Source organism: Campylobacter armoricus (genome assembly GCF_013372105.1).
GTDB classification, from domain to species: domain Bacteria; phylum Campylobacterota; class Campylobacteria; order Campylobacterales; family Campylobacteraceae; genus Campylobacter_D; species Campylobacter_D armoricus.
This window is the reverse complement of record NZ_CP053825.1, coordinates 1366743-1380717: the sequence shown is the minus strand read 5'-3', so window position 1 is coordinate 1380717 and position 13975 is coordinate 1366743. Positions and strand designations below refer to the sequence as shown.

The following is a 13975-nucleotide window of genomic DNA, read 5'->3' as shown; positions in this document are numbered from 1 at the left end:
ATAAATGGATTATAAAACTATACTGCACCAAGTTGGTCAACTTTATCAAAATTTAAGTTTAAGACAGCGTATTATTATTGCCGCTTCTATTGTAGTTGTAGTTGGATTTTTAGTATTTTTAACCCTTTTTAGAAGTGGTTCTACTGTGGCTAGTGAAGCTGGATATTCGGTATTATTTGAAAATGCCAATACTAGTGATTCGGCGATGATAGTTACTCAACTTGAAAAAAGTGGAGTTCCTTATATTTTACGAAATGAAGGAACTATTTTGGTCCCAAATGATCAAGTGTATAAACAGCGTTTAGCTGTTGCTTCTGCGGGGTTGCTTCCTAAGGATAATAAAGTTGGTTTTGAACTTTTTGACAAGCAAGAATTTGGAGCAACAGAGGCTGAGCAAAAAGTAAAATATCAAAGAGCATTGGAAGGTGAGCTTGCTAGAACGATTGAAAGTTTAGAACCTATTCATAGTGCAACTGTGCATATTGCTTTTGCCAAAGATACACTTTTTACCCAACAACAAGTCCCACCAACAGCTTCAGTAGCTTTGACGATAAAAGAAGGTTTAAAGCTTAATAAAAAGCAAATTATGGGGATTAAAAATTTAATTGCCTCTTCGGTAACAAAGCTTACTCCTGAAAATGTAAAAATTATGGATCAAAAGGGTATTCCTTTAGATGATGAAGGTGCTTTTGAAAGTGATTTAATTGCAGCACAGATTAAATATAAAAGAGATCAAGAATATGAATTAGAGCAAAAAATTGTCGCTTCTATTGCTCCTTTTGCAGGTGGATATGATAGAGTAGTGGCAAAGGTTAGCATCGATTATGATTTTTCTAAGGAAGAATCACAAAGTGAAGTATATGATCCAAACACCGTTGTGCGTAGTGAGCAAACTTTAGAAGAACACAAAGAAGGTTATAAAGATAAGGAAATCCAAGGTGTGCCAGGAGCTGTTTCAAATATAGGACCTGTAGAAGGTTTAGACGATAAAGGTGCGCGTGAGATTTACACTAAAAATCAAACCACAACTAATAATGAAATTTCTAAAAAAATTACTAATACCACTAAGCAATTTGCAACTGTTAAAAGAATTTCTGCAGCAGTTGTAGTGGATGGAAAATATAAAGTTATCACAGATGATCAAGGAAATATCACCAATGAATATGTTCCTTTGAATGATAAAGAAATTAAAGCTATTGAAAATCTTACTAAAGGTGCTATAGGATTTAATCTTGCTAGGGGTGATGCAGTTGAAGTAAATAATTTGGAATTTCATAGAACAGCTAAAGTTGAAAATAAAGTGCAAACTTTTTATTCAAGATTTGTTGAACCATTTATTCCACCTGTTAAGTATGTATTTGCAGCAATTTTACTTTTCATTTTTTACAAAAAGGTTATTGTTCCATTTTCTCAAAAAATGCTTGCAGATATTAAGCTTGAGGAAGAAATGGAAGGAAAAGATGGACAAGTCATTGATGAAGCAGAAGATGCGATTGAGAAATTTAATGCAGCAAGAAGGAAAGTGGAAGAGCAGCTTGGTTTTGGAGATAATTTTGATGAAGATGCATTACAATATGATGTTTTACTTGAGAAATTAAGAGCAGTTGCAAATGAAAAAGGCGAAGAAGTAGCATTGTTGTTGCAAAAGCTTGTTGAAAATGAAGCTGAATTTGGTGAGAAGGATATTTAATGATAAAGCTTAGTGAAGAACAAAAAATGGTTTATGATGACCTTTCTATGCCAGAAAAGGTCGCAATATTTTTAATCCAACTTGGAGAAGATGTAACTACGGTTTTATTTTCTCATATGGATATAAATGTAATCACTGAAATTTCTCGCTATATTGCTTTAGCAAAAAATGTAGATAAGCCCGTAGCAACTGCTGTTCTTGAAGAATTTTATACCCTACTTCAATCAAGCCAATATTTAAAAAGTGGTGGTTTGGAATATGCTAAAGAAATTCTATTTAGAACTTTTGGACCTGAAATTGCAAATAAAATTTTAGAAAAACTCACCAAAAGTATGGAAAATAACCAAAATTTTGCCTATCTTTCTCAAATTAAACCACAACAACTTGCAGATTTTATTATTAAAGAACACCCGCAAACCATAGCTTTGATTTTAGCACATATGGATACTACTCAAGCTGCTGAAACTTTAGAGTATTTTAGCGATGAATTAAGAGCTGAAGTTGTAATAAGAATGGCAAATCTTGGAGATATTTCACCATCTATTATTAAAAGAGTTTCTGCTGTACTTGAAAGCAAACTTGAAAGCCTTACTTCTTATAAAGTTGAAGTGGGTGGACCAAGAGCAGTTGCTGAAGTACTTAATCGCTTAGGACAAAAAGCTTCTAAAACAACGCTTTCTTATATTGAGCAAAGTGATGAGAGACTCGCTACAACTATTAAAGATCTAATGTTTACCTTTGATGATATTTCTCAACTTAGTACTAACGCAATTAGGGAGGTTTTAAAAGCTGCTGATAAGCGTGATTTAATGATAGGTTTAAAAGGTGCAAGCGAGGATTTAAAACAAAAATTTATGTCCAATATGTCTACGCGTGCAGCTGAAGCATTTGTAGAAGAAATGGGATTTTTGGGCGCTGTGCGTGTAAAAGATGTGGAAGAAGCCCAAAGAAAAGTTGTTGAAGTAGTGCAAAAACTAGCTGAACAAGGTCTTATCCAAGTGGGTGAGGCTGATGAGATGATTGAGTAAGATTATGGCTAAATTAACTAATGTAATTTCAACTAATAATATTGCAAGTCATGTTGTAGAAGGCTATCATTTTAAAGTAATGAGTGAAATGAATTCTAATGAAGAGTTAAATCAAGAAGAAAATCAACAATCATCACAATCACTTCCAATTCAAAACAATGTGACTACAGAAGATTTAAGTGTAGTAGAAAATCAAGTTCAAACCGCTCAACCACAAATTCAACCTGATTTCGTGGAAGATTTGCTTAAAAAAACTGATGAAATGTCAGGTAATATCATCAAGTTGCAAATGCAAATAGAAAGTCAAGAAGCAGAATTTAGTAATCGATTAAATACAGAATTAGAACATGCAAAAGAAAAATATATCAAAGAAGGCTATGAAGATGCACAAAAAAAATTTGAAAGTGAGCTAGAAGATCTAAAGGAAAAATATCTAAAAAGCATAGAAAAACTTGAAAATACAATACAAACTTTAAATGAGTTCTTATCTAAAAATGAAAAAGAATTAGCCGATACTGCTGTGATTATTGCAAAAGAAGTTATTGCAAAAGAACTTGAAGAAAATTCATCGCTTATAGCATTAAATTTAGCAAAAGAGCTTATGAATGAGCTTAAAAGTGCTACCAAAATAGAATTAAAATTAAATCCTAATGATTTTGAATATGTTAAAACCAACTTACAAGAACAAAATAATATCAAATTTAGTCTTGATGATGCTATTAATAAAGGAAGTATTTTAATATTGTCTGATGCAGGCAATATAGAATCTAATCTTAACAATCGTTTGCAAAAAATAAAAAATATGGCTAATGAATGATAGATTTAAATAATTTAAATATAAAAAATATGCAAATAAAAGAGCTAGAAAGTTTAGCTTGTAGTTTGCGTGAAATTATTATAGATACGGTAAGTAAAAATGGAGGGCATTTATCTTCAAATTTAGGAGTTGTGGAGCTTAGTATTGGAATGCATTATGTTTTTGATACACAAAAAGATCCTTTTATTTTTGATGTTTCACACCAATCTTATCCACATAAGCTTTTAAACAATAAAATTAATTGTTTTCATACTTTAAGACAATTTAATGGTTTAAGTGGCTATACAAAACCTGATGAAGGAGATTATTTTGTAGCAGGACACTCTAGCACTTCTATATCTTTAGCGGTAGGAGCTTGTAAAGCCATAAAATTAAAAAATGAAGATCGCTTACCTGTAGTTTTAATAGGGGATGGTGCACTAAGTGCAGGAATGGCGTATGAAGCTTTAAATGAGCTCGGCGATAGAGAATATCCTTGTGTAATTATTTTAAATGATAATGAAATGAGTATTTCAAAACCAATAGGTGCTATATCAAAATATCTTTCTCAGGCAATGGCAACGCAGTTTTATCAAAAATTTAAAAAACGCATAGAAAATCTTTTGGAGTATTTTCCTCAAGGTGCATCTTATATGGCAAAACGCTTCGAAGAAAGTCTTAGGCTTATTACGCCAGGACTTTTGTTTGAAGAATTAGGGCTTGAATATATAGGTCCTATAGATGGACATAACTTAAATGAGATTATTAATGCATTAAATCAAGCTAAAGCGATGAATAAACCTTGTGTGGTCCATGCGCAAACTATAAAAGGGAAAGGTTTTGCTTTAGCCGAAGGTAAAAATGCAAAATGGCATGGAGTTGGTGCTTTTGATAGAAATAACGGGGAAAGTCTAAAACAGAATTCAAATGCAAGATCTGCTACCGAAATTTTTTCAAATACTCTTTTAAAATTAGCTCAAAAATATGACAATATAGTCGGTGTTACAGCAGCTATGCCAAGCGGAACAGGACTTGATAAACTTATAGAAAAATATCCAGAGCGTTTTTGGGATGTAGCTATTGCAGAACAACATGCAGTTACTTCAATGGCTGCTATGGCAAAAGAAGGTTTTAAACCATTTATTGCTATTTATAGCACATTTATGCAAAGAGCTTATGATCAAGTAATCCATGATTGTGCGATTATGAATTTAAATGTAGTTATTGCTATGGATAGGGCTGGAATTGTGGGTGAAGATGGAGAAACTCATCAAGGAATTTTTGATGTAAGTTTTTTAAGTGCTATACCTAATGTAACCATAGCTGCTCCAAGAGATGAAGCAATGATGCAAAAAATTATGGAATATGCTTATTTTCATCAAGGTGTTTTTGCTTTTCGTTATCCTAGAGGAAATTTTTTATTAAGCAATGAATTTACTTCTTGTGAAATTAATCTAGGAAAAGCTCAAATTTTATCTAAAACGCAAAGCGATAGAGTATTTTTAGGTTTTGGACAAGGAGTGGGTAAAGCAAAGTTTGTTTTAGATGAGCTTGGAAAAGACTATGCGAGTTTAGTGGATCTAGTTTTTATCAAACCTATAGATGAGGAACTCTTAAGGCAATTAGCACAAAATACAAAAATTTGGTTTATTTTTTCAGATAGTGTTAAAATAGGTGGTGTAGGTAGTATAATAGCAAATTTTTTACAAAATGAAAATTTACACCATATAAAGTTAGTCAGTTTCGAATATGATGATCATTTTATAACACATGGTAAAACTAGTGAAGTGGAAGAATCTTTAAAACTTGATATAAATTCAATATGTCAAAAAATTAAATTTTATTAAGAGATAAAAAATATCCTTTAATATAATTATTTTTTTATAAAAAAATTGTTATACTAAACAAAAAAATATTTGGAGAATTATTATGGAACTTATTCAAATGCTTAAAAATTGTGATTTAAAAGCTACTCCACAAAGACTTTGTATTTTAAAAATTTTACAACGCCATGAGCATCCTAATATTGAATCTTTATACGAAAGCATAAAAGAAGAATATCCATCAATTTCTTTGGCAACCGTATATAAAAATTTAAATACTTTAAAAGAGCAAGGTTTAGTAGTAGAAATTAATACCCCAAATCAAAAAACTTGTTATGATATTTATGAATATCCTCATATTCATGTAATCTGTAGCAAATGTAATTATATAGAAGATGTGTGCTATGAAGATAGTGGTCTTAGCAAGTATCAAGAAGATCTTGAGAAAAAAATTGGAAATATTATTGATTATTTAGGTGTATTTGCTTATGTAAATGGTTGTAAAGCTTGTAAAAAATAAAATGGTTTGTGAAGTTCAAAGACGCTTTTTACTCCCAAATGATGATTTTTTAAAAATTTTAAATAATGAAAAAATTGCCTATTCTAAAGATAAAATACGCGTTTTTTTTACGCGTATAAATCCTTTTTGTGATATTAAATATAAAAAAATAAATCAAAATTATTATCGGTTTTCACTTTATAAGTTACATGATATTTTAGATAAAAAAACTTATGAAATTTCTAAAAAAGATTTTCAACACCAATATAAAAAAGCTATAGGAAATATTATCAATAAAACTAGAATCTGTTTTGAAATTAATGAATTAAAATTTTATATTTATAAATTTAGAGATAATTTGCAAGATTTGGTGATTTTAAAGATTATTTTTCCTACTTTTGAAAAGGCAAAACATTTTAGTTTACCTCATTTTTTTAAAAATTACAAAGAAATTACAGACAATGAAAAATTTTATACCAAAAATTTAGCATTATATGGAGATTTTTCAAAAATTTTTAATAGCACTAAAATTATTAAAATTTTAGATAAGCAAGAAGATATTGATTTAAATTTTCCAAGTCAGATTCAAAGTTTTGTAGCTTGTAAAATTTTACTTTTCGTTCTTTTAAAAAGATTAAAAAATGATAAAATCCAATTTTTACAAAATGTAAATGTAAATTCTATTAAACAATTCTCTTTAAACCTTTATCAAATTAATATTTTTTTAGAAATTTTCCATAATATTTTTGAAAAAAACATTATGGAAAAACTTAAAAATATTTTTTTGGCATTAGCAGAGCAAATTGATGTAGATAAAACATATGAAATTGATTTGGAAAAATATGTTTTTATTTTAAGTGGAAAAAAAATAGAGAATATCTTTTTAGATATAGATTTTATTTTAAAAAATGATTGTGAATTTTATCAAGGTGAAAGAGATCAAATTTTAAAGTCTTTGGTGGCCTTTAAACTAAGAAAAGAATTAGTTTTTTTAAAGAAAAAAATTGTAAAATCCCAATCAAATATTGAAAAAGAAATAGATAAAATTAATTTTTTATTATGTAATTTTGCAACAATGTTTGAAGAAAAAAGTATCAATAAATTAAAATTATATTTTAGATATAATAAATTAGAAAATATTCTTCTTAATTGTAATAAAACAATTAAAAAAATCAATAAAAGTATCATTAAGTTAAAAATATATAGTTAGGATAAATATGCAAAAGCAAGAAAAAATAGTTAAAATGTTTGATGATATAGCACCAACTTATGATAAAACTAATAGAATTTTAAGCTTTGGAAGTGATGTGAGTTGGAGAAAAAAAGCTTGTTTAGGTGTTTTTAAGTATTCTAACAATGAACTTGATATTATAGATATAGCTTGTGGAACAGGCGATATGATCATAGAGTGGCAAAATCAAGCTTTAAAATCAAATAAAAATATTATTAATATCAAAGGTATAGACCCAAGTATAGGTATGCTTGAAGTGGCGAAGAAAAAAATCCCAAATGCAACTTTTATACAGGCAAAAGCACAAGAGCTTCCACTTGAAAATGAAAGTGCAGATATCATAAGTATAAGTTATGGCATACGCAATGTAGTAGATAGGAAAAAAGCTATAAAAGAATTTGCAAGAGTATTGAAAAAGAATGGTATTTTACTTGTACTTGAATTTACAAAAAGGGAGCAAGGTGGTTTTATAGCAACTTGTAGAGATTTTTATTTAAAAAATATTTTGCCAAAAATAGGCGGTTTTATCAGTAAAAATTATAGTGCATATGAGTATTTACCAAATTCTATAGAAGATTTTTTAAGCAAAGAAGACTTTATTGAAGAATTGAAAGAATATTTTGAAATGCTAGAGTATAAAAGCTTTAGTTTTGGTGTTTGCTCTATGTTTATTGCAAGAAAAAAATGAAAGTTTCAGAACTTAATTTAAAAGCTAAAAGTTTATTGGAATTTCATCTTGATGATATAGAATTAAGTGGGGAAGTTTCTAAAATAACTATTCATAATTCAGGGCATTGGTATTTTGACTTAAAAGATGAAAAATCAAGTATAGCTTGTGTGATGTTTAAAGGCTTTAATCAATTTGTTCAAGCTAAACCTAAAGTGGGTGATATGCTTGATCTTAGAGGTTATGTGAGTTTATATGAAGCAAGTGGAAGGTATCAATTTATTGCTAAAAGTATGCAAAAAACAAGTTTTGGAGATTTAGAGGCTAAATTTTTAGCTTTAAAAGAAAAGCTTGAAAAAGAAGGCTTGTTTGATACAAATTCTAAAAAAAGTATTGTTAAATTTCCTAAAAAAATAGGCATAATCACTTCTTTTACTTCAGCGGCTTTACAAGATATGTTAAAACTAATTTCGCAAAAAGAATACAATCTTTGCAAAATAACTATTTTTAATACACTCACTCAAGGACAAAGTGCTCCAAATTCTTTAATAAATGCTTTAAAAAAAGCTGATGAGTATGAATTTGATGCAATCATTTTAGCAAGGGGTGGTGGAAGTAGGGAAGATTTGTTTTGTTTTAATGATGAAGAATTAGCAAGATGTATTTTTTCTCTAAAAACGCCTATTGTTTCTGCTATTGGGCATGAGATAGATTATGTTATTAGTGATTTTGTAGCAGATTTAAGAGCACCAACTCCAAGTGCAGCTATTGATATGATTTTTCCAAATAAGTTAAGTTTAGAGCAAGGACTTGATGAGCTTAGTATGCATTTAAAAAATCAAATATTAAACCATCTTAAATTATATCAAAATAAAGTTGATTATTTACAAAATTTAGCCAAAGCTAAGTCTTTAGAAAATGCTTTTTTTCTTAAAAAACAAAAGCTTGATTTTTTACAAAGTCAATTAGAGAGCATTTTAAATTTAAAATTATTAAATTATGAAAATAAACTTGGTAATTTTGAAGAACTTTTAACTCAACATAAAATTTTTTTTGATAAAAGCAAAAATTTGATAAATTTACAAAAAGATGGCAAAAATATCTCTCTTGAAAAGCTAAAAAAAGGAGATATTATAAAACTTTGCTCTATAAATAAGAGTAAAGAGGCTCAAATACTATAAAAAGGAGAGAAAATGAGAGTAATGAATTTTAGTGCAGGTCCTTCAAATTTGCCTGATGAGGTTTTAAAAGAAGCACAAGAACATTTGTTTGATTATCATGGTAAAGGCTTTTCTATTATGGAAGTTTCTCATCGCGGAAAGGTTTTTGAAGAAGTTCATTTTGAAGCCATTAAAATGGCAAAGGAGCTTTATGATGTAAATGATGATTATGAAGTACTTTTGATGCAAGGTGGAGCTAGTTTACAATTTGCTATGATACCTATGAATTTATATATAGGTGGGGTTTGTGAATTTGCTAATACTGGAGTTTGGACTAAAAAGGCTATAAAAGAGGCTGAAATTTTAGGAGTAAATACAAAAATAGTAGCAAGTAGTCAAGAAAGTGAATTTGATTATATTCCGCAATTTGAATTTAGTGATAATGCAGATTATGCTTATATATGTTCTAATAATACTATTTATGGAACCCAATATAAAGAATATCCAAAAACTAAAAGTCCTTTGATAATTGATGCTTCTAGTGATTTTTTCTCTAAAAAGATAGATTTTTCTAATATTGCTATGCTTTTTGGTGGAGTGCAAAAAAATGCTGGAATTTCAGGACTTGCATGTGCATTTATCCGTAAAGATATGATAGAGCGTAGTAAAAATAAAAATATACCTAGCATGTTAAAATATAGTGTTTATGCTGAAAATAATTCTTTATTCAACACTCCTGCAACCTTTGCTATATATATGTTTAATCTTGAAATGAAATGGCTTTTAAATCAAGGTGGCTTAGAAAAAATCAATGAACAAAACATACAAAAGGCTAAAATTTTATATGATGTGATTGATGAGAGTAATGGTTTTTATAAAGGTCATGCTAAAAAAGAAGATAGATCGCTAATGAATGTTAGTTTTAATATAGCTCATGATAGAAATTTAGAACCAATTTTTGTAAAAGAAGCTGAAGAAAATGGTATGATAGGGCTTAAAGGACACAAAATACTAGGTGGAATTCGTGCAAGTATTTATAATTCTATCAGTGTTGAAAAAGTTCAAAAGTTAAGTGAATTTATGAGGTTTTTTATTGGAAAACATGCTTAAGATACTTTCATTTATAACAAGAAATTATAAATAAATTATTATAATAGAGATTTCACTAATATAAAAATGTTTATATTAGTGAAAATATATTTTACTTAGATTGAAAACTCAAAGTAGCTGTTAGTTGTAAAGTGTCACCATATCTATCTAGATTATATGGAATTTTTATATTTGCAGCTATAATTTGTAATCTTTCTTTTGGTTTTGTTAGTGTTATTGTTGCTATGCCGTTATCGTTTGTTGTAATATTTTCAATATCATCATTTTGATCTTCAAACTCTACCCCTTTTATTGGTTTTCCATCTAATAAAACTTGTAATTTGAGCTTGTCTCCTTCTTTTAGTATTAATGGATTTTGCAAAGGAATAATTTCAAATTTTAATCCCAAAGGTTTATTAGATCCTTCATTCCAACTAAAAATACTTTTTCCCATTTTAAATATTTTTCTTGTTTGAACAACTTCGTTTGCTCCGGCAATATCAGTTATTTGCGATCTATTTTGCGCGTAGTGTTTGCCATTTCTTGTAAAGGTATAATATCCAAAATCATAATTAATACTTGCTACAGCAGGTGTTCCATCTATGAAAATTTTATCGTTTTGGTAGTCATATCCTGCTTTTAGTAGTTTCCCTTTTGAATCTTTTGCACTAATTCCAAAAATTCTATCAGGTTGATATTGGCCCCAATGATCATCAGCCCAAAAACCTACTTTATATCCATCATTAGTTTGCATTGGAAAAAATTGATGTGCTAAAGCAGAACTAGTAATAAAAAATCCTAAAAAAACAATTTTTGAAAATTTCATTTTCTGTCCTTTAAATTAATTTTGATAATCATTATATAATATTTTAATTTATATGATTCTTAAAATTAATTTGAATAATAAAGAAGTATTTTATTTTACTTATGTAAAATATAAAATTCATTTTTAAATATAGGGAAAATTATGGATGATAATATAAATATCATTGGTGCTAAAGAAAATAACCTCAAAAATATAAATTTAAAAATTCCAAAAAATAAACTTATAGTTTTTACAGGACTTAGTGGAAGTGGTAAATCAACTTTGGCATTTGATACACTTTATGCAGAAGGACAGCGTCGATATATAGAAAGCTTGAGTGCTTATGCAAGGCAGTTTTTAGATAAAGTTGGTAAGCCAAATGTCGATAAAATAGAAGGTCTAACCCCTGCTATTGCTATTGATCAAAAAACAACTTCTAAAAATCCTCGATCAACCGTTGGAACTATCACTGAAATTTATGATTATTTAAGACTTTTATATGCAAGAATTGGAGTGCAGCATTGTCATCAATGTGGACAAAAAATTTCATCTATGAGTGCAGCAGATATTGTAGGAGAGATTCTAAAGCTTCCAAAAGGAGCAAAAATTATCATTTATGCTCCTTTGATTAAAGAAAAAAAAGGAACTTTTGCCGATCTTTTGGAGAATTTAGTAGCAAAAGGTTATGTAAGAGCACAAATTGATGGGGTTTTGACTCGTCTTGATGAGGATATTGAACTTGCTAAAACCAAAAAGCATACAATAAAACTTGTGATAGATAGACTTGAGGTGCAAGAAGATATGCTAGCAAGACTTGCAAGCGATATAGAAAAAGGTCTTAGTGAGAGTTTTGGCGAAGTGGAAATTGAAGTTTTAAATAGTGAAGAATTAAATATAGCTAAGCATTTTCATTATAGTGAGCATAATGCTTGTTTTGATTGTAAAATTTCTTTTCCTTTACTTGAACCTTTGAGTTTTTCTTTTAACTCTCCAAAAGGAGCTTGTTCAAGTTGTGATGGTCTTGGCATAAGATACACGCTTGATATGAAAAAGCTTATTAATGAAGAATTGAGTTTAGAAACAGGAGCCATAAAACTTTTATACGGATTTAATAAAAGTTATTATTATAAGTTTTTAATGGCCTTTTGTGAGCAAAATGATATAAGAGTGAAAATTCCTTATAGTGAGTTAAGTGAAGAAGAAAAGCGTCTAGTGCTTTATGGTAATGCGAAAGAAATTAACTTTTTATGGAAAAGACATAGATTAAATCGTAAATTTGAAGGTGCTGTAAAATATGCTTATGAAATGCTAAAAGATGAAAAAGATTTAAGTGAATATATGAGTGAAAAAATTTGCAAAGATTGTGGAGGTCATCGTTTAAGAGCTGAAAGTTTAGCAGTTAGAGTGGCTGATAAAAATTTAGGTGAAATTTTAGATATGAGTATAGAAAATGCTACAGCCTTTTTTTTTAATGAAGATAATTTCTCTTATTTGAACGAGCAAGAAAAGTTAATTGCTAAACCTATTTTTAAAGAAATTAATGAAAGATTATTTTTTCTTTATGATGTAGGACTTGGGTATTTGTCTTTAGGAAGAGATGCGAGGACAATTAGTGGTGGAGAAGCTCAAAGAATTCGTATAGCATCTCAAATTGGTAGTGGTTTAAGTGGAGTGATGTATGTTTTAGATGAACCAAGCATTGGTTTGCATGAGCGAGATACTGCAAAACTTATTAAAACTTTGAGAAATCTTCAACAAAAAGGCAATACTTTAATCGTAGTAGAACATGATAAAATGACCATAGAAGAAGCAGATTTTATTGTAGATATTGGACCAAATGCTGGTTCATTTGGCGGTGAAGTGGTTTTTAGTGGCACTTATAAAGAATTGTTAAAAAGCAAAAGTCAAACAGCACTTTATATGAGTGGTAAAAAGCAAATTGCTCATCAAAAAAATAGAGAACAAAAAGAATTTATAAGTTTAAAAGATGTGAGTATTAATAATATCCAAAATTTAAGTGTAAATTTTCCATTACATAATCTAGTGGCAATTACAGGTGTTTCAGGAAGTGGAAAAAGTTCATTAATCTTACAAACCTTACTTCCTTTTGCAAAAGAAGAGCTTAACCGCGCTAAAAAAGTTAAAAAACTAAGTGGAGTGAAAATAGAAGGTTTGGAAAAACTTGATAAGGTGATTTATCTTGATCAAAGTCCTATAGGACGCACTCCGCGTTCAAATCCTGCTACCTATACAGGTGCTATGGATGAAATTCGTAATCTTTTTGCAGCTACTAAAGAAGCTAAAATGCGAGGCTATAAAGCAGGGCGTTTTTCTTTTAATGTAAAAGGTGGAAGATGTGAAAAATGTAGTGGCGATGGAGAGATTAAAATAGAAATGCATTTTTTGCCTGATGTAATGGTAACTTGTGATGTATGTAATGGTAAAAGATATAACGATGCTACTTTGGAAATTAAATACAAAGGTAAAAGTATAGCTGATGTTTTAAATATGAGTATTATTGAAGCAAGTGAGTTTTTTACTTCTGTGCCAAAAATAAGACAAAAATTAGATACTTTGGTAAAAGTTGGGCTTGATTATCTTACCTTAGGACAGAATGCGACTACTTTAAGTGGTGGGGAAGCACAGCGTATCAAACTAGCTAAAGAGTTAAGTAGAAGTGATACAGGAAGAACTCTTTATATACTTGATGAGCCTACAACAGGGCTTCATTTTGAGGATGTTAATAAACTCATTTTGGTTTTGCAACATTTAGTTGATCTTGGAAATAGCGTGTTTGTAATAGAGCATAATTTAGATGTGATTAAAAATGCTGATTATATCATCGATATGGGACCTGAAGGTGGAGTTAAAGGTGGTAAGGTTATAGCTAAAGGTAGCGTGAAAGATCTTGCTAAAAATCACAAAAAAACCGGTTCTTATACAGGATATTATTTAAATTTAGAACTTAATAATAGCAAAAATAAATTTGATTAAAAAGAAAAAATGATGTGAAATAAATTTTTTGTGTAATTATTGATTTTATAGTTTTATTTTTATGAGAAATTTATTAGAAATTTTAAAAATAAATTAGCTAATAAATTTTAAGAAATTTAAAATTATCAAAAGTATAAAAATTAAGTTATATGAGCTATATAAATATAGATAAAGATTTAACAATTAATATCTT

Annotated in this window: 11 protein-coding genes; 10 read left to right on the top strand and 1 reads right to left on the bottom strand. The window is 28.9% G+C overall.

Features of this window, described 5'->3' with window-relative positions; translation table 11 throughout:
* The first annotated feature begins 4 nt into the window (after positions 1 to 4).
* The 9 genes from fliF (at position 5) to serC (ending at position 10004) form a co-directional block, all read left to right on the top strand.
* Positions 5 to 1690: a flagellar basal-body MS-ring/collar protein FliF gene (gene fliF, locus CARM_RS07030; protein WP_139426048.1), complete on the top strand. Its 1686-nt coding sequence runs from the start codon at positions 5 to 7 to the stop codon at positions 1688 to 1690.
* The gene (fliG, locus tag CARM_RS07025) at positions 1690 to 2718 is read left to right on the top strand and encodes a flagellar motor switch protein FliG (protein WP_139426046.1); all 1029 of its coding nucleotides are present in this window, start codon (positions 1690 to 1692) and stop codon (positions 2716 to 2718) included. Before fliF ends, fliG begins: the two co-directional genes overlap by 1 nt.
* 4 nt (positions 2719 to 2722) lie before the next feature.
* On the top strand, positions 2723 to 3535 hold the full coding sequence (gene fliH, locus CARM_RS07020; RefSeq protein WP_139426044.1) for a flagellar assembly protein FliH: 813 nt from the start codon (positions 2723 to 2725) through the stop codon (positions 3533 to 3535).
* On the top strand, positions 3532 to 5361 hold the full coding sequence (dxs, locus tag CARM_RS07015) for a 1-deoxy-D-xylulose-5-phosphate synthase (protein WP_139426042.1): 1830 nt from the start codon (positions 3532 to 3534) through the stop codon (positions 5359 to 5361). Before fliH ends, dxs begins: the two co-directional genes overlap by 4 nt.
* A gap of 82 nt (positions 5362 to 5443) precedes the next feature.
* Positions 5444 to 5857, top strand: a complete 414-nt coding sequence (perR, locus tag CARM_RS07010; protein ID WP_139426041.1) for a peroxide-responsive transcriptional repressor PerR — start codon at positions 5444 to 5446, stop codon at positions 5855 to 5857.
* Positions 5832 to 7046: a CYTH domain-containing protein gene (locus tag CARM_RS07005; RefSeq protein ID WP_217907089.1), complete on the top strand. Its 1215-nt coding sequence runs from the start codon at positions 5832 to 5834 to the stop codon at positions 7044 to 7046. The genes perR and CARM_RS07005 overlap by 26 nt, the downstream gene beginning before the upstream one ends.
* Before the next feature lie 7 nt (positions 7047 to 7053).
* Positions 7054 to 7755 carry a bifunctional demethylmenaquinone methyltransferase/2-methoxy-6-polyprenyl-1,4-benzoquinol methylase UbiE gene (gene ubiE / locus CARM_RS07000; protein WP_139426037.1) on the top strand — a complete coding sequence of 234 codons (702 nt, stop codon included), beginning with the start codon at positions 7054 to 7056 and terminating at the stop codon, positions 7753 to 7755.
* A complete protein-coding gene (gene xseA / locus CARM_RS06995; RefSeq protein WP_139426034.1) occupies positions 7752 to 8915 on the top strand; it encodes an exodeoxyribonuclease VII large subunit in 1164 nt (387 codons plus the stop codon). The genes ubiE and xseA overlap by 4 nt, the downstream gene beginning before the upstream one ends.
* A 12-nt stretch (positions 8916 to 8927) precedes the next feature.
* Positions 8928 to 10004 carry a phosphoserine transaminase gene (gene serC / locus CARM_RS06990; protein WP_139426033.1) on the top strand — a complete coding sequence of 359 codons (1077 nt, stop codon included), beginning with the start codon at positions 8928 to 8930 and terminating at the stop codon, positions 10002 to 10004.
* A gap of 91 nt (positions 10005 to 10095) precedes the next feature.
* Here serC and CARM_RS06985 read toward each other — a convergent pair whose 3' ends face one another.
* Positions 10096 to 10809 (bottom strand): DUF4198 domain-containing protein, encoded by a 714-nt coding sequence (locus CARM_RS06985; protein ID WP_139426031.1) that lies wholly within the window; start codon positions 10807 to 10809, stop codon positions 10096 to 10098.
* Between the two features lie 141 nt (positions 10810 to 10950).
* Here CARM_RS06985 and uvrA point away from each other — a divergent pair, with 141 nt between their 5' ends.
* The gene (gene uvrA, locus CARM_RS06980; protein WP_139426029.1) at positions 10951 to 13782 is read left to right on the top strand and encodes an excinuclease ABC subunit UvrA; all 2832 of its coding nucleotides are present in this window, start codon (positions 10951 to 10953) and stop codon (positions 13780 to 13782) included.
* Positions 13783 to 13975: the final 193 nt, after the last annotated feature.

Coding starts and splice junctions, on each gene's coding strand:
- fliF (WP_139426048.1), top strand. CDS start 5: ATGGATTATAAAACTATACTGCACCAAGTTGGTCAACTTTATCAAAAT.
- fliG (WP_139426046.1), top strand. CDS start 1,690: ATGATAAAGCTTAGTGAAGAACAAAAAATGGTTTATGATGACCTTTCT.
- fliH (WP_139426044.1), top strand. CDS start 2,723: ATGGCTAAATTAACTAATGTAATTTCAACTAATAATATTGCAAGTCAT.
- dxs (WP_139426042.1), top strand. CDS start 3,532: ATGATAGATTTAAATAATTTAAATATAAAAAATATGCAAATAAAAGAG.
- perR (WP_139426041.1), top strand. CDS start 5,444: ATGGAACTTATTCAAATGCTTAAAAATTGTGATTTAAAAGCTACTCCA.
- CARM_RS07005 (WP_217907089.1), top strand. CDS start 5,832: ATGGTTGTAAAGCTTGTAAAAAATAAAATGGTTTGTGAAGTTCAAAGA.
- ubiE (WP_139426037.1), top strand. CDS start 7,054: ATGCAAAAGCAAGAAAAAATAGTTAAAATGTTTGATGATATAGCACCA.
- xseA (WP_139426034.1), top strand. CDS start 7,752: ATGAAAGTTTCAGAACTTAATTTAAAAGCTAAAAGTTTATTGGAATTT.
- serC (WP_139426033.1), top strand. CDS start 8,928: ATGAGAGTAATGAATTTTAGTGCAGGTCCTTCAAATTTGCCTGATGAG.
- CARM_RS06985 (WP_139426031.1), bottom strand. CDS start 10,809: ATGAAATTTTCAAAAATTGTTTTTTTAGGATTTTTTATTACTAGTTCT.
- uvrA (WP_139426029.1), top strand. CDS start 10,951: ATGGATGATAATATAAATATCATTGGTGCTAAAGAAAATAACCTCAAA.